Origin of the sequence: Streptomyces tardus (genome assembly GCF_018101125.2) — a bacterium.
Classification (GTDB): domain Bacteria; phylum Actinomycetota; class Actinomycetes; order Streptomycetales; family Streptomycetaceae; genus Streptomyces; species Streptomyces tardus.
Genome location: NZ_JAELVF020000004.1, coordinates 409,058 through 426,609, shown reverse-complemented (window position 1 = coordinate 426,609; position 17,552 = coordinate 409,058). Strand labels below are relative to the sequence as shown.

The window sequence follows — 17,552 nt, the reverse complement described above, 5'->3', positions numbered from 1 at the left end:
CGGGGTCAGCGCCCCGCCGGCAGACGCGCCGGCGTGCCCAGATAGGGCCGGACACTCTTGACCAGCATCGCCATCTCATAGCCGAGCACCGCCGCGTCCGCCTCACGCCCGGCGAGCACCGCCAGACAGGCGCCCTGCCCCGCGGTGGAGACGAACAGCAGCGCGGTGTTGAGTTCGACCACCACCTGCCGCACCTCGCCCCCGTCGCCGAAGCGCACACCCGCGCTGCGAGCCAGCGAGTACAGGCCCGAGGAGAGCGCGGCCAGATGGTCGGCGGTGTCGGTGTCCAGGCCGTGGGCCGCCTTGACCAGTCCGTCCGAGGACAGCAGCAGGGCACTGCGGGAGTGCGGCACTCGCTGGACAAGTCCGGTCAGCAGCCACGAGAGGTCGGTGCTGTGTCCGACGGGGGCTTCGCTCACCATGATGGTTTTCGCTCCTTGATGGGTGGGGCCGGACACGTTCCACGAGGGTTCCGCGTACGTGCCGTACGGGTGCGGTCGGGCGACTTCCGGGCCCGGGGCGGGGGTCAGAGCCGGCCGCCTTCGTCGGGCCCGGAGTTGGCGCCGGAGCCGGGAAACGGAGCCGAGCCGGAGCTGCTGTCGGAGGTCGGGCCGCCGAAGTGCACGGGCCCGCTCGGCTCGTCGAGACCGAGGAGGCGCTCGCGGCCACCGAGGGTGTCCGTGCTGCGGGTGCCGTCGGCCAGGCTGGTGCCCCGTCGGAACGCCGCCATCAGATCCGGGTCGTGGAAGTCGAACTCGCCGGAGGCGTCCCGGTTCGGCGGCAGCTCGCGCAGCTCGGGCACCAGGTGCTCCTGCTTGCGCCGGCGCGGCAGCATCGGACGGTCGTGGTCGGCCTCGGGCGGGTACGGGCGCGCTCCACCGAGCGAGTCGCCGTACGGGTGGGAGCCGCTGGGCGCGTCGGCCCCCGCTCTGGCTGTCCCCCCGGCTCCCGGGTCGACCGCGCCCGCGCTCTCCGCGGAGACGACCGGACCGCTGGTGGCCGGAAGGTCGGCGTCCAGGAACCCGCCGCTCCCGAACTCCGTTCCCGCTGCGGCCTCCAGGGAGGAGGGGACCACTCCCGGGTGTGCTCCGAAGCCGTCCAACGGTACGGACAGGTCCAGCGGATCGACGGCCTCCGAACGGCCCGGGGCTGCCGCCGGATCGGTGGCCCCCGAACGGGCTCCCGGGTTCGCGGTCCGGTCCGCGGCGCCGTGCTTCGCGGTCGCGGTGTCGGTCTGCTGGGCCGGGATCGGTGTACGGGCGGGCCTCGGAGGCGTGGCCCCGTTCCCGGAGCCCTGCTCCCGCCGCATGATGACGGGCTGCGCCCCGGTGTCTCCCGGATCTTCCCCGAGCACCGACCGCGGCAGGATCAGCACCGCCTGGATGCCGCCGTAGATGTTGCTCTGCAGCTGTACGACGATCCCGTGCCGGCGGGCGAGCTGCGAGACGACGAACAGGCCGATGCGGCCGTCCCGCAGCAGATCCTGGACGTTGACGTGCTCGGGGTCGGAGAGCAGGGAGTTCATCCTGCTCTGCTCTCCGGCGGTCATGCCCAGCCCTCGGTCCTCGACCTCGACGGCCAGACCTGCCGTCACATGCTGGGCCCTGAGCAGCACTTGGGTCTGCGGCGCGGAGAACACCGAGGCGTTCTCGATGAGTTCGGCCAGCAGATGGATCACGTCCGCGACGGCGTGGCCGTGGAGGTTGCCCTCGATGGGCGGTACGAGCTTGATCCGCGGATAGTGCTCGACCTCCGCGATCGCCGAACGGAGCACCTCGGTCATGGTGACCGGCCGCGCCCACTGGCGTCGTGAGACCGCGCCGCCGAGCACCGCGAGGTTCTCGGCGTGGCGGCGGATGCGCGTCGCCAGGTGGTCGACGTGGAAGAGGCCCTTGAGGAGGTCGGGGTCCTCGACCTGGTTCTCCAGCTCGTCCAGCAGCTCGATCTCGCGGTGGACGAGGGACTGGAGGCGGCGGGAGAGGTTGACGAAGACCTCGACCCGCTCCTCGTTGCCGCCGCCGGTGGGCCGGTCGAACACCGTCGAGTCCACGATCGCGGTCTCGGCGCTCCTCGCAGCCGCCACGACCTCGCGGTTGAGCAGCGCGAAGGCGTCGTCCGCGGCGGCCTCGGGAAGCGGACCGTGGGCAGGGCGCGGGGGCCGCTCGCCGTCCTCCAACCGCTGGATCAGCGCCTGGAGTTCGGCCTGGTGCCGCGCGGTGGTGCGGCGCAGCGCGGTGTAGCCGTCCACGGTGGCGCGCGCCGCCGCGACGGCCTGAACGACCGCTCCCGCGATCGCCGCCGCACACAGCAGCACCGCGAGAACGAGCACCAGCCAACCGTCCGCGCCGATGTCGGCGGAGCCGGGTCCGGCTGCCAGCACATAGACCAGTGCGCAGAGCGCCACCACCGTGACAGCGGCGGCGGGAGCCACCGCGAGGCGTACCAGCGAACGCCGCGAGGCGCCCTCGGTCGCGGTCAGCCGGACGGCCGGACGGGCCCGTCGACGGCCCTCCCCCAACGGCGTACGCCCCGGGGTTCGCCCGCGCCTGCGGGCGCCGGTTGCGGGCTCGCTCCGGGGAGGTGCGCCGGAGGAGACGGAACCGACCGGTGCGGTGGCAGGCGCGGAAGCGGATTTCCCTCTTCCGTTGCGCACCGCACAGCTCTCAGATTCAGGCATCGCAGTCCTCGGAGGTCGGATCAACCCCGCCTGGGCACGCGGGGAAACGGTTCAGCGCACGTCGACGCCGGGGTTGGTTTCACGCTAGCGGCGCACTTCGGGGCGGCAGGGTGCACTCCGTTCATTCGCCACCCCGCGCCAGCTCCCTACGGGTGAATCTCACGCGTCCGGCCTCTCGGCGGGAGCACCGCCGGGTACCGCACTCCCCCGGCGCGCGCCCGCGTTCGCTCCCCCAACTCCGTACGCCGGTACGGGAGTCGGGCCGTGCGCCGCCCGCACCCGGCGCACGGGACGCGGGACGCGGGGCGGGACGGCCGCCGCGACGGGTGCGTCCCGGCGCCCGGGCGCCGGCGGCGGCCCCGGGCAGGCATCACCGGACGGGCACCTCCGGCGTACGGCAGCCCGGGACACTGCGCAGCCCAGTCCGCCCCGTCCGGAAGCCGGTGGAGCCGGTGGCCGGTCGAACCGGCCCCGGCGGGTCCGGTGGCCCGTGGCCCGTGGCCCGTGGCCCGTGGCCCGTGGCCCGTGGGGGCAGTCGAGCCCGGGAGCCGGGACCGTCCGCGGCGGGGCCGGTCGGGCCGTGTGGGTCAGGAGGGCTCGAACTGCCGGACGGTGACGCTGAGTCGACCGCGCAGCCCCAGCCAGGCGGGGGCCGTACCGGGCCGGGTGCGCGGGACGCCGTGGTACGCGAGCCGCGCCGGCCCGCCGAAGACGAAGGCGTCGCCGCCGGCCAACTCGGTGTCCGCATACGGCGATCCCCGGTCCTCGGCGTCGCCGAAGCGGAAGACGCAGGTGTCGCCGAGGCTGAAGGAGACGACCGGGGCGGACGACTGCTCGTCGCTGTCGCGGTGCATCCCCATCCGGGCTCGGTCGTCGTAGAAGTTCACCAGAGCGATGTCGTACGCGAGACGCTCCGGCTGCCCGCCCGGCAGCGGATGCGCGTCATACGCCGCGGCCACCGCACCGCGCGCCCACTCCCCCAGCCAGGCCGGGAACTCCTTCACCGGCGCACCGTCGCCGTCGACCACGGTGCGGGCGTAGCCGTAGGGGTACCAGTGCCGGCCGAGGCAGACCTGGCGCACCGACATCCGGCCGCCCCGGGGCATCGTCACCGTGCGCAGCCCCGCCGGCGGCAGCGCCCACCGGCGGCAGGCGGCCAGCAGCTCGCGCTGCTCCTCGCGACCGAGCCGGCCCGGCAGATGCACCGCTCCCGGTGCCACCTCCCGCGGCTCGGCCGGAAAGAGTTCCTCGGTCATCGCTCCAGGGTAGGAGCCGGGTGCGACAGCGCCCCGGGGCTGCCCGCGAGCACCCCCGGCCCATGGTTGCCGGAGGCATCGTTGTCGTATCGTCGGGGACGCCGCACCGTCGAACACGAGGAGTTCATGTGACGTCCGAAGCCGTCGAGCCCAGTCTGACCGGCGTGCGCAACTTCCGTGACGTCGGCGGGCTCCCGACGACCGACGGTCGGCGGGTCCGCGAGGGCGTGCTGTTCCGCAGCGGCCATCTGGCACACGCCACCGCCGAGGACACGGCGTTCCTCACCGGCCTCGGGCTGCACACGGTCTTCGACTTCCGCAACGCAGCCGACCAGGCCCTGGAGGGCCCGGACGTCGAGCTGCCGGGCGTGCGGAACGTGAACATACCGCTCACCGACCCCGCGCACGGCGCCGACTTCTGGCAGCTGGTGCGCGACGGCGCGCTGCCCGAGCTGCGTGCCGCGCTCGGCGACGGGCAGGCCGCCGCCAACATGATGGCGACGTACCGGACGATCGTCACCGAGCGCACCGCCGACCACAGCCGGGTGCTGCACAGCATGGCCGAGGGCGGTGTGCCCGCGCTGATGCACTGCGCGGCCGGCAAGGACCGGGCGGGCCTGAGCGTCGCCGTCACCCTGCTCGCCGTCGGGGTCGAGCGGGACGCGATCGAGACCGACTACCTGCTCTCCGGAGACCCGCGCAGACGCTACAAGGTCCACCGGGGCGACCCGACGCAGCCGGGGATCGACCCGGAGATCGCGGAGCTGCTCTCACCGCTGTTCGACGCACGGGTGAGCTATCTGAGCGCGGCGTACACGGCGATCGAGGAGACCTGGGGCGGAGTGGACAGCTATCTGCACGACGGGCTGGGGCTGTCCGAAGCCACCCGGGACCGGCTGCGCGAGCAGATGTTGATCTGAGCCACGGTAGGGCCGTCGCCGGCCCGGCCGGCGCTCGCCCGACCGCACCGGCTCTCACCACGCGAAGCCGCCCGGCCGCGGTCCTCCGCAGCCGGCCGGTCCGGGAACACGCGGCGGTCGTGCGCGGGCACCGAGTCGGCGCCCGCGCACGACCGCCGGGCTCAACGCCGCCGCTCGATGACGAACTTCGCAAGTGCGGCGAGCTGGTCGCGCACTTCCTGCGGCAGCTCGACGCTCTCCAGCGCGTCCAGCGCGAGCTGGTGCTGGCGACGCGCCTCCTGCGCGGTCCACTCCCGCCCGCCGGCCTGCTCGATCAGCGAGGCCCGGAGGGCGAACTCCGCCTCGTCGAAGTCGGCCATCAGATCGGAGGCGGGGTCCGTCTCGCGGGCCGCGGCATGTTCGGCGGCCAGCCGCCCGTACTGCTCCCCGGGGCCGGAGACCTCGCTGCCGACCCGCAGATGGGCGTCGGTGGCGAGCAGCTCGCCGAGCTGCTTTGCAGCCTCGCCGCCCGCCTCCAGGGCCGCTGCGACCGGCAGCGACTTCTTGCGCTGCCGCAGGTCCGACCAGGTCTGCTTGCCGGTCGACTCCGGGTCGCCCCAGATCCCGAGCAGATCGTCCACGGCCTGGTAGGCGAGACCGAGATGGTGGCCGAACGCCTCCAGCGCACCGGCCGTACGGTCGTCCGCGCCACCGAGCACGGCACCGATGGAGACGGCGCAGGCCAGGAGAGCGCCGGTCTTGTTGCCCTCCATCTCCAGGCACTCCGCGACGGTCACCCGGTCGCGGGTCTCGAAGGTGATGTCCTGGGCCTGCCCGTCGATCAGCTTGCGAGTCGCCGCGGTCAGCCTGGCGGCTGCTCTGGCGGCTTCAACGGTCCCGAGCTCCAGCAACACCTCGTTCGCCAACGCGAAGAGGGCGTCGCCCACCAGGATCGCCTGGGCCGGCCCGTGCACCTTCCACACGGTGTCACGGTGGCGGCGCTGCTCGTCGCCGTCCATCAGATCGTCGTGCAGCAGCGAGAAGTTGTGGACGAGCTCGACCGCCACCGCTCCCGGGATGCCCGTCTCCGGCGGGGCGCCCGCCGCGGCTGCGGACAGCATCGCGAGCGCCGGGCGCACGGCCTTGCCCCCGTCACCGTCGGCCGGCTCCCCAGCGGCGTCTATCCAGCCGAAGTGGTAGGCGGCGACGGTGTCCATGGGGGGCGCCAGGCGGGCCACGGCCTCGCGCAGCATGGGTTCAGCGAGGCTGCGTCCGCGTTCCAGCAACGGAAGCACTTCTGCTGCGTCGACGCCGACGTTAGCCGGTCGAACCGGGTTCACTAGGTCTCCTCTGCGTCTCAAGTGGCGGTAGCGCAAAGGCACTTGGCGGGTGCCGTCACCAACCGCCGGAACTCGTTCCGGCGGCCCGCGCGGTGGTCGGGCCTTCGCCTACCGTGCCCCCATGGTCACCCGCCGACTCCTGAAGTCGCACGCGCCCGGGGCACACTCACCCGGCGCACAGGCGCACTCGCCCCGATGCCGAGTGATCTACAACGAGTGCACGGGCAAACACCCGCGGTACCGAAACGGGCAGCGCGGGAGCTCGTCCGGGCACACCGGGCTCACTTGCCGGTGAACTTCTCGTACTCCTTGAGGACGTCGGCCGTGGGCCCGTCCATCCGCAGCTCGCCGTGCTCGAGCCACAGCACCCGCTCGCAGGTGTCCCTGATCGACTTGTTGTTGTGGCTCACCAGGAAGACCGTGCCGGCCTCCTTGCGCAGCTCCCGGATACGGGCCTCGGAGCGCTTCTGGAACTTCTTGTCGCCGGTCGCCAGCGCCTCGTCGATCATCAGGACGTCGTGGTCCTTGGCCGCCGCGATGGAGAACCGCAGCCGCGCGGCCATGCCCGAGGAGTACGTGCGCATGGGCAGCGTGATGAAGTCGCCCTTCTCGTTGATCCCGGAGAAGTCGACGATGTGCTGGTAGCGCTCCTGGACCTGATCCCGGCTCATTCCCATGGCCAGTCCGCCGAGGACGACGTTGCGCTCGCCGGTGAGGTCGTTCATCAGCGCGGCGTTGACGCCCAGCAGCGAGGGCTGGCCGTCGGTGTAGACGGTGCCGCGCTCGGGCGGCAGCAGTCCGGCGATGGCCCGCAGCAGCGTGGACTTGCCCGAGCCGTTGGAGCCGATCAGGCCGATGGCCTCGCCGCGGTAGGCGGTGAAGCTGACGCCGCGCACCGCGTGCACCTCGCGCACCGCGCGGCCGGCCTTGCCGCGCCGCACTATCCGGTTGAGCGCCGCGGTCGCGCTGCCCTTGCCCTTGGTGCCGCCGTAGACCCGGTAGACGATGTGCACCTCGTCGGCGATCACCGTCGGGATGCCGCCGGTCGCGGCACTCGGGGCGTTCGGTGAGTCAGCGGGGTTGGAGTCCGCTTCGGTTCGCTCAGCCACGGCCATAACGCTCCTCCGCCTTCCAGAAGTACACAAATCCGACGGCCGCCATCAGCAGGGCCCAGCCGATCGCGGCCGGCCAGACCAGCGGCGGGAGGTTCTCCGTGCTGTACCCGTCGATGAGGGCGCAGCGGATGAGGTCCATGTAGATCGCCGCCGGGTTCCACTGGAGCACGTCAACGATCCAGGTGGGAACGTCCCGGTCCTGAAGCATCAGCGGGATGCTGAAGAGCACGCCCGAGGCGTACATCCAGGTGCGCAGGACGAAGGGCATCAGCTGCGCGAGGTCGGGGGTCTTGCTGCCCATCCGGGCGAGGATCAGCGCCAGTCCGGTGTTGAAGACGAACTGGAGCACCAGCACCGGGATGATCAGCAGCCAGGACCAGCGCGGCCAGTTGCCGAAGGACAGCACGAAGACGAAGACGATCACCATCGAGTACAGCAGCTGCTGGAGCTGCTGGAGCGAGAAGGAGATCGGCAGCGAGGCGCGGGGGAAGTGCAGCGCCCGCACCAGCCCCAGGTTGCCGGAGATCGCGCGCACACCGGCGAGCGCGGAGCTCTGGGTGAAGGTGAAGACGAACACCCCGATGATCAGGAACGGGATGTAGTCCCTGATGTCCATGCCCCGGCCGGCCTTCAGGATCAGGCCGAAGATCAGGAAGTAGACGCCCGCGTTCAGCAGCGGGGTCATCACCTGCCACAGCTGGCCGAGCTTGGCCTGGCTGTACTGGGCGTGCAGCTTCGCCCGGGAGAACGTCAGGATGAAGTGGCGCCGCCCCCACAGCTGCTTGACGTAGCCGCCCAGTGACGGCCTTGCTCCTGACTGCGACAGCCCGTACTTGGCCGCGAGTTCGGCCGGGGACAGGCCTTCGTCGCTTCCGGGGCGGGGACTGACAGCGATCGCACCGTCGTGCGTTGACTCGCTCACGTTGAAACTTTCGTCCTCACTCTGCAAGGGCTCACAAAAGCTGAGATCCACCGTGAGATGGGGTGGGACCCGATGTTCTCAGATCCGAGCCTGTCAGATGACCGGCGGTCGGCCCAGACGGGCCATCCGCCACACGGTACGCCACCTCATGGCCCGCCTGGGGCCGCTGGAAGTGGTCCAGCCCTCCTTGAAACCGCCCAGCCACGCCTTCAGCGCCTGTCCGGAGGGACGACGGGCCAGCGTGAGCAGCACCCACACCCCGAGGTAGACCGGGATCAGCGGCAGCGGGAGGTTGCGCCGGGCGAGCCAGACGCGGTTGCGGGCCACCATCCGGTGGTAGACCGCGTGCCGGGAGGGCGAGGTGGTGGGGTGGTGCAGCACCATGTCGGCCCGGTACTCGATGCCCCACCCGCCGTCCAGCGCCCGCCAGGCCAGGTCGGTCTCCTCGTGGGCGTAGAAGAAGTCGCCCGGCAACCCGCCGACCTGCGCCAGGACCTTGGTGCGCACGGCGCTGGCGCCGCCGAGGAAGGTCGTCACGCGCGAGGAGCGCATCGGGTCGGCGGCGCGCAGCCGGGGAACGTGTCTGCGCTGGGTCTCGCCGGTCTCCGGGTCGGCGATCCGGAAGCTGATGATGCCCAGCTCCTGATCGGCGGTGAACGCCTCGCGGCAAAGCCGGGCGGTGTCGGTGCCGGGCAGCAGGCCGTCGTCGTCCAGGAAGAGGACGGCGTCGACCTCCCGGCCGTCGGCTCCGAACGCCTCGACACCGGCGTTGCGGCCACCGGGGATGCCGAGGTTCTCCGGCAGTTCGACGGTGCGCAGCCCGCCGGGCACCTCGGGGAGGTCGGGCAGCGGCGCGCCGTTGCCGACCACCACCACCTCGACCGGCGGCCCCTCCTGCTTGGCGACCGACTCCAGCAGCTCTGCGAGCTCCGCCGGCCGGTTGCCCATGGTGATGACGACCGCGGCGAGGCGGAAGGACTCCGCCGCCCGCGATGCGGTCTCCCCGTCGGCCCCGGTGCTCACTTCAGCCTCCGGGAGGCGAGGATGGACACCAGGTGGAGCACGGTCTGGAGGACCGCGATACCGGCCAGCAGCGCGATGCCGAAGCGGGTCCAGAAGATCCCGCCCGCGACCGTGTCGACGATCGCCAGCGCCAGGATCAGCAGTGACGCCTCGACTCCGCCGACCAGCCGGTGGAACTTCAGCGCCGCCGCCGCCCGTCGGGCGAGCGCCAGCCCGGAGGAACGGGGCGTGGCCGCCTCGTCCTTGGCCGTCTCCAGTCCGCTGCGTGCCCGTGCGACGTCCACGAGGTCCGTCTCGGCCTTGATGAGGATCGCGCCGAGCGCCGCGACGGCGCCGAGGAAGGCCCACATCCAGTTGGCCGAGGCGCCCTCGCGGGCGAGGAGGTCGGCGCCCCGCAGTCCGAAGCCGACGAGCAGCGCGGCCTCGGCCAGATAGTGGCCGACCCGGTCCAGGTAGACGCCGGTCACCGAGGTCTGCTTGCGCCAGCGGGCCAACTCGCCGTCCACGCAGTCCAACAGCAGGTAGAGCTGGATGAGCAGGGCGGCGACCAGCGCGCCGGTCAGGCCCGGCACCAGCAGCGCCGCGCCCGCCAGCACACCGGCGACGACCATCAGGTACGTGAGCTGGTTCGGAGTGATCCGGGTGTTCACCAGGTACCTGTCACAGCGCAGCGAAATCTCGCGCATGTACAGGCGGCCTGCCCAGTGCTCACCGCTGCGGCGGTCCTTGACCCCTTCGGGGTGGACGACCGGTCGGAGTTCAGCTACCGATGGCTTTTGCATAGTCGGCGTACGCGTCCCTGATCTGTTCGGTGGTCAGGTCCAGGTGCTCCAGGATCGTGTAGCGGCCCGGACGGGTCTTGGGTGCGAACTCGACGACCTGGACGAACTCCTCGACGGAGAAGCCGATGTCGGCCGGCAGCACGGGCAGCCGGTGCCTTCGCAGCACGTCGGCCATCTGCGCGCATGCCTCCCGGTCACCGCGCAGGTGCATCGCAAACGCCGCGCCCAGACCGCACTGTTCGCCGTGGCTCGCGGCCCGCTTGGGGAACGTGAGGTCGAAGGCGTGGTTGATCTCGTGACAGGCGCCGGAGGCCGGACGGCTGTCACCGGCAACCGACATCGAGATGCCGGTCAGCACCAGGCCCTCGGCGAGCACCTGGAGGAAGGCGTCGTCGCCCACCCCGCCGGGGTGGCGCAGCACCGCCTCGCCCGCCTGGCGCGCCATGGCCGCGGCCAGTCCGTCGATCTGCTCGCCGGTCTCGCGGGCGGACAGCTCCCAGTCCGCCACGGCGGAGATGTTGGAGAGCGCGTCGCCGATGCCCGAGCGCACGAAGCGTGCGGGGGCCTCGCGGATGACGTCCAGGTCGATGACGACGGCGATCGGGTTCGGCACCCCGTACGAGCCGCGCCCGGCGTCGTTGTCGAGGGTGGCGACCGGTGAACACAGGCCGTCGTGCGAGAGGTTGGTCGCCACCGCGACGAGCGGCAGGCCGATCCGGGCGGCGGCGAACTTCGCACAGTCGATGATCTTGCCGCCGCCGAGTCCGACGACCGCGTCGTAGCGGCCGGACTTCATCGCTTCGGCGAGCTGGATCGCGTCGTCCAGGGTTCCGCCGCTGACCTCGTACCAGCTGGCGCCGGGCAGCGCCGGGGCCAGCCGCTCGCGCAGCCGGGCCCCGGAGCCGCCGCTGATCGCGACAGCCAGCTTGCCGGAGGCGGAGATTCGCTGGTCGGCGAGGACACTCGCCAGGTCGTTCAGCGCGCCCGGACGGATGTCGACGACGACCGGCGAGGGGATGAGCCTCGTCAGTACTGGCACGCGATCTCCCTGCCCTTGGCGAGGTCCTCGTGGTTGTCGATCTCGACCCACCGGACATCGCCGATCGGCTCGATGTCGATGCGGAAGCCGCGGTTGACCAGCTCCTGGTAGCCGTCCTCGTAGTAGAGGTCCGGGTCGCGCTCGAAGGTGGTCTTCAGCGCGTCCGCGAGCTCGTCGGCCGCCTCGCCCTCGATGAGGGTGACGCCGATGTACTCCCCGGTGGCCTCGGAGGGGTCCATCAGCTTGGTGATCCTGCTGACACCGGTGGCCGGGTCGACGACGACCTTCATCTCCTCGTCGGCCAGGTCCTTCACGGTGTCCAGCGCGAGGATGATCTTCTGGCCCTTGCCGCGCGCGGCAAGGAGGGTCTTCTCGACCGAGACCGGGTGCACGGTGTCGCCGTTGGCGAGGATGACGCTGTGCTTGATGGCGTCACGGGCGCACCACAGGGAGTAGGCGTTGTTCCACTCCTCGGCCTTGTCGTTGTCGATGAGCGTGAGGGTGACGCCGTACTTGGCCTCCAGCGCCTCCTTGCGCTCGTACACGGCCTCCTTGCGGTAGCCGACGACGATCGCCACCTCGGTGATGCCGACCTCGGCGAAGTTGCCGAGCGTGAGGTCCAGGACGGTCAGCGACTCCTCCTGGCCCTCGGGGCCGACCGGCACCAGGGCCTTGGGCAGAGTGTCGGTGTAGGGACGCAGACGCCGTCCGGCGCCGGCGGCCAGCACGAGGCCGATCATGCGGGTTCTCCTGTTTCGTCGTGTACTGCGGGTGCTGTGGAGGACATCCAGAAGCGGATGGATTCCACCAGCACGATGAGTGCCAGCGCCACGGCCAGGGCCGAGATCACCAGCGGGAAACCTTGTCCGTCGAGCCAGTCGGTACCGAAGGTCGCTGCCGCGACGACCGCGATCAGCACGGTACGTCCCTCGTGCCCCCCGGTGGCGCGCACCAGCCCGCGCGGCGGCGCGCCGGTGCCGCCGCGGATGCGGTACACCGTGTCGTAGTGATGGTAGGCGAGAGCCGACACCAGGCCGAAAGCGGCAGGCAAAGCGCCGTTCACCGGATCGTCGGCGTGGGCGAAGCGGAGTGCCAGCACCAGGATCGTGAGGTACTCGGCGGCACGGAAGAGCGGCGGCAGCAGCCAGTCCAGTCTGTCCTTGAGCGGGCGGGCCGCAGCAAGGCCGGCCAGTACGGCGTACCCGAGGGCCACCAGCGGGAGTTGCCAACCGCCCAGCGGCGCGAACAGCGCCGTGGCCAGCAGCGCGGCCGTACCGGCACCGGCGAGGGCGGACGCGGGGCCGGGGCGGAAGCCGAAGCTGCCCGCCGCCTCCGCGAGCGGCCCCTCGCCGCTCAGCTCCCGCAGCGCCCGGGCGGCCCGATCGGTGCGGATCGCACGGCGGTTGACCGAGCGCAGCACGCGGCCGGCCAGGGTGTAGCAGCCGGCCAACGCACCCGCGACGATCAGCACGGTGAGGGTGATGCGGGGCGTGGTGAGGGCGGTGAGCAGGGCTATCAGCGCCCAGCGTTCGCCGATCGGCAGGATGACCATGCGGCGGGCCCAGACGGTCCAGCCGACACCGTCCAGTCGGTCGGAGAGCGAGGCGGTGGGACTGGTGTTCGCGGTGGCGTCGTGGTTGGCCTCGTTGAAGGCGAAGTCGATGACATGGCGAACGGTCTGGAGAACCATCGCACCCAGCGCCAGCCCCCACACGTCCTCCCCGCCGCGCGCGGCGCCGAGCGCGAGACCGGCGAGGTACGCGTACTCCTTGGCGCGGTCGAAGGTGGCGTCCAACCAGGCGCCGAGCGTGGAGTACTGGAGCGAGTAGCGGGCCAACTGCCCGTCCGCGCAGTCCAGTACGAAGGAGGCGAGCAGCAGGAGGCCGGCCGCCACGAAGCCGGGCCGGGTCCCGGTGGCCGCGCAGCCTGCCGCGACCAGCGCGGTGAGCAGGGAGGCGGTGGTGACCTGGTTCGGGGTGAGCCCGCGGCGGGCGCACCAGCGGGCGACGTAGCGGGAGTACGGGCTGATGCAGTGGGTGGTGAAGAAGCCGTCCCGCGACTTCACCGAGGAACGCAGCCGTACCGCTTCGTCGTCGACGGCGTCGACGGCGTGCAGCGCGTCCAACCGCTCCTGGCTGTCGGTGGGGGCCGTGGCGACCAGAGTGCCGAACTCGGGTCGGTGCACGGCCAGTTGCTCGCGCTCCAGGGCAGTCGCCAGGTCACCGGTGGGATCGTCGGAGACGGCGGTGTCCACGCTCCGCAGCGCGGTCGAGAGGGCCCCGCGCGCCTTGGTCGTGACGGTGAGCAGGCCGGGCGCCGCGGCGGCCGGGAAGCGCGGGTCGGTGAGGGCCAGCCGGAGACTGTGCCGGTGGCCGATGAAACGGGCGTCCACCAGCGCGATGCGGTCGGCCAGAGGGATGTCGGCCACCAGGGCGGGCACCTCGGCGGGCGCGTTCGCGACGTGCACCGTGAAACCCAGCGAGCGCAGGTCGTCCGCCAGTGACGACCCGGCCACCGGCGGACCGGTGAGAATGGCGGTCGACAGTCGAACTCACTCCTTGGCTGCTGGATCGGACACGGGCCGCGGCTGCGGCGCCGGGAGGCCCGTTGACCGGGTCGGCGCGCGGCGGCCGGTCACCGGCACCCTCGGAGGGCGCGGGACATGTCGGCAGAGGCTATCCGATCAGCGCAGGAGTCCATTCACCGCAGGTTCACTCCACCCTCCTTGTCAGGCCACGAACAAGCCGTGCGGGCCGTCGGAGGTGCGGGCCGCAGTCGACCTCCCGAGTGCGCGTCCGTGCTCTGACCTGCACGACAAACCTGCAGGTCAGAGCAGATGACAACGGTGTTCAGCGTCGCGTTGCAGATACCCCCCACCCGTAGTTCACTGGGGCGCACACCGGGCAGCGGACAGGCCCGGGCAGTCGGCCGATAAACAGGCCGGGAACCGACGCAGCCGAACCGGCAGCAGGGAGGCGCTCCTCATGGGTGCGGGACACGACCACGGCGGACCGCGACCGCACGGCACCACCGGTACGGCCGCCGCCGCGTACCGCGGCCGGCTGCGGATCGCACTGGGCATCGCACTGGCACTGCTGGTCGCCCAGGCGGTGGGAGCCTGGCTGACCGGCTCGCTCGCGCTGCTGGCGGACGCCGGTCACGTGGCCACCGACGCCGTGGGTGTCGGTATGGCACTGCTCGCGATCCACTTCGCCAACCGGCCGACCGAGGCCCGCCGCACCTTCGGCTTCGCACGCGTCGAAATCCTCGCCGCACTGCTCAACTGCCTGCTGCTGCTCGGGGTCGGCGGCTACATCCTCGTCGAGTCCATCGAACGCTTCCGCAACCCCGTCGAGGTCCCCGGCGGACTGACGATCGTCTTCGGTGTGGTCGGTCTCGCCCTCAACCTCGTCTCCCTCACCCTGCTCATGCGCGGACAGAAGGAGAGCCTCAACATCCGCGGCGCCTTCCTGGAGGTGCTGGCGGACGCACTCGGCTCACTGGCGGTCGTGGTCGCGGCGCTCGTCATCATCACCACGGGCTGGGCCCAGGCCGACCCGGTCGCCTCGCTGCTGATCGCGCTTATGATCATCCCGCGTACGCTGAAGCTGGCACGCGAGGCGGTCGACGTACTGCTGGAGGCCGCGCCCAGGAACGTCGACCTGGACGAGCTTCGAACGCACATCCTCGCCATGCCGGGGGTGGAGGAGCTGCACGATCTGCACGTGTGGACGATCACCTCGGGCATGCCGGTGCTCTCCGCCCACGTGGTCGTCAGCCGCGAGACGCTCAACGACAAGGGAAACGAGCGGGTCCTGCACGAGTTGCAGGACTGCCTCGGTTCGCACTTCGACGTCGAGCACTGCACGTTCCAGTTGGAGCCGCACGGCCATGCCAGGCACGAGAGAAGAGTTTGCCACTGAGCTGGGTAGGACGTCCGCGTCAGCCCACCAGGACAAGGACGAAGGTAGACAGATGGCACTACAGCCCGCGGCTCCGATCATGCTCGAACTGGTCGACGAGAGCGGCACCACGACCGGTACGGCCGAGAAGCTCGCCGCTCATCAGGCCCCGGGGCAGCTGCACCGCGCCTTCTCCGTCTTCCTCTTCGACGAGCGGGGGCGGCTGCTGCTCCAGCAGCGCGCCCTCGGCAAGTACCACTCCCCCGGCGTGTGGTCCAACTCCTGCTGCGGACACCCGTATCCGGGCGAACCGCCGTTCGTGGCGGCGGCCCGGCGCGTGGGCGAGGAGCTGGGGATCGCACCCGCGCTGCTCCAGGAGGCGGGCACCGTCCGCTACAACCATCCGGACCCGGCCTCCGGACTGGTGGAGCAGGAGTACAACCACCTCTTCGTCGGCCGGGTGACCGCACCCACCGAGCCCGCACCCGAGGAGATCGCGGACCTCGCCTTCGTCACACCCCAGGAGCTCAAGGAGCGCCACGACCGCGACACCTTCTCGGCCTGGTTCATGACGGTGCTGGACGCCGCGCGGCCGGGCATCCGCGAGGTCACCCCGTCCGACGCGGGCTGGTAGCGGTCAGGGCGCGGCGAGCACGGGGGCTCCGCGCCCAATTCACGCGCGGCGGACGGCAGTCGGCAGATGTACGGGCCGGCCGTGAGGTGCGGGCGGCGACCTGCGGGCCGCGACGCCGACCGCCGCGCGCCGGAGGGTCAGAGCGTCAGGGGAAGCGGCAGAGCCGCCCAGATGATCTTGCCGCCGGCCGCCGTCTGTTCGATGTCGCAGACTCCTCCGGACTCGTCCACCACGCTCTTGACCAGCAGCAGCCCGCGCCCGCCGGTGTGCTGCTGGTCGGGGTCGGCGGCCAGCGCCTTGGGGCGATAAGGGTGGCTGTCCTCGACGGCGACCTTCACCCACCCGCGGCTCAGCGCGACCTCCACGCCGAGTTCGGGCGACAGCAGGGCCGCGTGCCGCACCGCGTTGGTCACCAACTCCGAGACGATCAGCATCAGTCCGTGCAGTTGGTCGTCCGTCACCGGTGCTTGCTGGCGCTCGATCAGCTCCCGCACGGCGCGCCGCGCCCGCGGCACCGACGAGTCCGTCGCCGGCGCGGTGAAGCGCCAGGCACCTTCGTACGGTGCCGGAGGCGGAGCTGAGGTCTGTGACAGCGGAATTCCGCTCTCCATCGTTTCCGGCACCCACCCTCTACGCGGTTGTCCAGGGACTGGCGCCCGGCCGCGCACCTCGGCAGTGCGGCGTCGCGAGCTCTGTCTGACTTCGAGTGTTGGCTGATGGCTCGCCCGCCGGGGGTACTGACCGCAACTGGCGCGGTTTTGCGCTTTTTTTGTTTGATCGCGATCGTTCCTGACGCGTCAATGGCTGCTCCCGATCGCCGGGCGCCACATCCCGGGCTCACCACCTCGTTCCATTCGCCCCGGTCGCCCCGTTTCGGCACGCTCGGTCCACCCGTACCGGCCGCACCGGAACGCCGATTGCGCGTCTACTGGCAGTAGACGCGCAATCCCGCGGTGGCACATCGACCCGGCGGCTGCTTCAGGCCACCCGACGCGCCAGTAACATAGGCGTCCATGGAGCCAGGTCTGGAGTGTTCGACGGCTGACGGCATCGCCACCATCACCCTGCGCAACCCCGCCAAGCGCAATGCCATGACCCCGTCGATGTGGCGCGAACTCCCGCCACTGCTCGCGGAGTTGGCCGCCACGTCGCAGGTGCACGCGGTGGTGCTCACCGGGTACGGCGCCACCTTCTGCGCAGGTGCCGACATCGGCAGCTTCAGCCCGGACGTCGATGTGCAGGACCTCGCGGTGCGCGCCGAGGAGGCGCTGGCCGGCTTCCCCGGCCCCACTTTGGCCGTCGTGCGCGGCCACTGCGTCGGCGGCGGGGCTCAGCTCGCGGTCGCCTGTGATCTGCGGTTCGCCGACGAGGACGCCCGGTTCGGCGTCACCCCGGCCCGGCTCGGAGTGGTGTACGCCGCCTCCTCGACCCAGCGGCTGGTGCGCCTCGCGGGCCCCTCGGCGACCAAGCACCTGCTGTACTCCGCGGAGTTGATCGGCGCAGCCCGCGCGCTGCGGATCGGACTGGCCGACGAGGTCCTTCCGGCGGGCGCACTGGAGGCCAGGGTCGCGGAGTTCACCGCGCTGCTCGTCTCGCGCTCGCGGCTGACCCAGTTCACCGCCAAGGAGTACGTCGACGGACCGCCGGACCCGGAACGGCAGCGGCACTGGGAGCATGTCGCCCGCGAGAGCGGCGAGTTGGCGGAAGGCGCCGCGGCGTTCCTGGAGCGCCGCCCGGCTCGTTTCCCCTGGTCGCCCTAGAACCTGTCGAGCATGCGGTGAGCGCCCGCCCGAAGCACGACAGCGCCCGGCCACCCCTGTTTCCCGCATTGGGGGAGCAGCTGTGAGCGGGCCGCGGAAGGGGACCCGGGACCGCTTGACCGCCCTCGGGATCGAGCTGCCGGTCCTCGGCGCACCCCGCTACGCGTACGCGGCGACTACTCGATGGGGGAACTCCTCTTCGT

Annotated in this window: 16 protein-coding genes; 4 read left to right on the top strand and 12 right to left on the bottom strand. The window is 71.5% G+C overall.

Annotation, left to right across the window (positions count from 1 at the left end; genetic code table 11):
• Nucleotides 1–5: 5 nt before the first annotated feature.
• The 3 genes from JGS22_RS24380 to JGS22_RS24370 form a co-directional block, all read right to left on the bottom strand.
• Nucleotides 6–422, bottom strand: a complete 417-nt coding sequence (locus JGS22_RS24380; RefSeq protein ID WP_216815150.1) for a roadblock/LC7 domain-containing protein — start codon at nucleotides 420–422, stop codon at nucleotides 6–8.
• A gap of 104 nt (nucleotides 423–526) precedes the next feature.
• Complete coding sequence (locus JGS22_RS26620) at nucleotides 527–2,518, bottom strand: sensor histidine kinase (protein ID WP_236074327.1); 1,992 nt, start codon at nucleotides 2,516–2,518, stop codon at nucleotides 527–529.
• A gap of 746 nt (nucleotides 2,519–3,264) precedes the next feature.
• Nucleotides 3,265–3,933 (bottom strand): alpha-ketoglutarate-dependent dioxygenase AlkB family protein, encoded by a 669-nt coding sequence (locus JGS22_RS24370; RefSeq protein WP_211041029.1) that lies wholly within the window; start codon nucleotides 3,931–3,933, stop codon nucleotides 3,265–3,267.
• Nucleotides 3,934–4,061: 128 nt separating this feature from the next.
• On the opposite strand from JGS22_RS24370, the gene JGS22_RS24365 reads away from it, so the two are divergent.
• Nucleotides 4,062–4,853, top strand: a complete 792-nt coding sequence (locus JGS22_RS24365; RefSeq protein WP_211041030.1) for a tyrosine-protein phosphatase — start codon at nucleotides 4,062–4,064, stop codon at nucleotides 4,851–4,853.
• Nucleotides 4,854–5,014: 161 nt separating this feature from the next.
• On the opposite strand, the gene JGS22_RS24360 is transcribed toward JGS22_RS24365, so the two are convergent.
• The 8 genes from JGS22_RS24360 to JGS22_RS24325 form a co-directional block, all read right to left on the bottom strand.
• Nucleotides 5,015–6,085 (bottom strand): polyprenyl synthetase family protein, encoded by a 1,071-nt coding sequence (locus JGS22_RS24360; RefSeq protein WP_211041049.1) that lies wholly within the window; start codon nucleotides 6,083–6,085, stop codon nucleotides 5,015–5,017.
• A 368-nt stretch (nucleotides 6,086–6,453) separates the two neighbouring features.
• Nucleotides 6,454–7,287: an ABC transporter ATP-binding protein gene (locus JGS22_RS24355; protein ID WP_211041031.1), complete on the bottom strand. Its 834-nt coding sequence runs from the start codon at nucleotides 7,285–7,287 to the stop codon at nucleotides 6,454–6,456.
• Nucleotides 7,274–8,209 carry an ABC transporter permease gene (locus JGS22_RS24350; protein WP_211041032.1) on the bottom strand — a complete coding sequence of 312 codons (936 nt, stop codon included), beginning with the start codon at nucleotides 8,207–8,209 and terminating at the stop codon, nucleotides 7,274–7,276. Before JGS22_RS24350 ends, JGS22_RS24355 begins: the two co-directional genes overlap by 14 nt.
• A gap of 93 nt (nucleotides 8,210–8,302) precedes the next feature.
• Entirely contained in the window at nucleotides 8,303–9,157 is an 855-nt protein-coding gene (locus JGS22_RS24345) for a glycosyltransferase family 2 protein (protein WP_211041050.1), read from the bottom strand.
• A 71-nt stretch (nucleotides 9,158–9,228) separates the two neighbouring features.
• Nucleotides 9,229–10,014, bottom strand: a complete 786-nt coding sequence (locus tag JGS22_RS24340; protein WP_211041033.1) for a CDP-alcohol phosphatidyltransferase family protein — start codon at nucleotides 10,012–10,014, stop codon at nucleotides 9,229–9,231.
• Nucleotides 9,992–11,053, bottom strand: a complete 1,062-nt coding sequence (locus JGS22_RS24335; RefSeq protein WP_211041034.1) for an iron-containing alcohol dehydrogenase family protein — start codon at nucleotides 11,051–11,053, stop codon at nucleotides 9,992–9,994. The genes JGS22_RS24340 and JGS22_RS24335 overlap by 23 nt, the downstream gene beginning before the upstream one ends.
• The gene (locus tag JGS22_RS24330) at nucleotides 11,041–11,793 is read right to left on the bottom strand and encodes a phosphocholine cytidylyltransferase family protein (protein ID WP_211041035.1); all 753 of its coding nucleotides are present in this window, start codon (nucleotides 11,791–11,793) and stop codon (nucleotides 11,041–11,043) included. Before JGS22_RS24330 ends, JGS22_RS24335 begins: the two co-directional genes overlap by 13 nt.
• Nucleotides 11,790–13,598, bottom strand: coding sequence for a DUF5941 domain-containing protein (locus JGS22_RS24325; RefSeq protein ID WP_211041051.1), 1,809 nt, complete (start codon nucleotides 13,596–13,598; stop codon nucleotides 11,790–11,792). Before JGS22_RS24325 ends, JGS22_RS24330 begins: the two co-directional genes overlap by 4 nt.
• Before the next feature lie 439 nt (nucleotides 13,599–14,037).
• On the opposite strand from JGS22_RS24325, the gene JGS22_RS24320 reads away from it, so the two are divergent.
• Together JGS22_RS24320 and idi are read left to right on the top strand one after the other, a co-directional pair.
• Nucleotides 14,038–14,976: a cation diffusion facilitator family transporter gene (locus JGS22_RS24320; RefSeq protein WP_211041036.1), complete on the top strand. Its 939-nt coding sequence runs from the start codon at nucleotides 14,038–14,040 to the stop codon at nucleotides 14,974–14,976.
• A 52-nt stretch (nucleotides 14,977–15,028) separates the two neighbouring features.
• A complete protein-coding gene (gene idi, locus JGS22_RS24315) occupies nucleotides 15,029–15,589 on the top strand; it encodes an isopentenyl-diphosphate Delta-isomerase (RefSeq protein WP_236074325.1) in 561 nt (186 codons plus the stop codon).
• 137 nt (nucleotides 15,590–15,726) lie between these two features.
• Here idi and JGS22_RS24310 read toward each other — a convergent pair whose 3' ends face one another.
• Nucleotides 15,727–16,200 carry an ATP-binding protein gene (locus JGS22_RS24310; RefSeq protein WP_211041038.1) on the bottom strand — a complete coding sequence of 158 codons (474 nt, stop codon included), beginning with the start codon at nucleotides 16,198–16,200 and terminating at the stop codon, nucleotides 15,727–15,729.
• A 402-nt stretch (nucleotides 16,201–16,602) separates the two neighbouring features.
• On the opposite strand from JGS22_RS24310, the gene JGS22_RS24305 reads away from it, so the two are divergent.
• Nucleotides 16,603–17,349 (top strand): enoyl-CoA hydratase/isomerase family protein, encoded by a 747-nt coding sequence (locus JGS22_RS24305; RefSeq protein WP_211041039.1) that lies wholly within the window; start codon nucleotides 16,603–16,605, stop codon nucleotides 17,347–17,349.
• Nucleotides 17,350–17,552 lie beyond the last annotated feature (203 nt).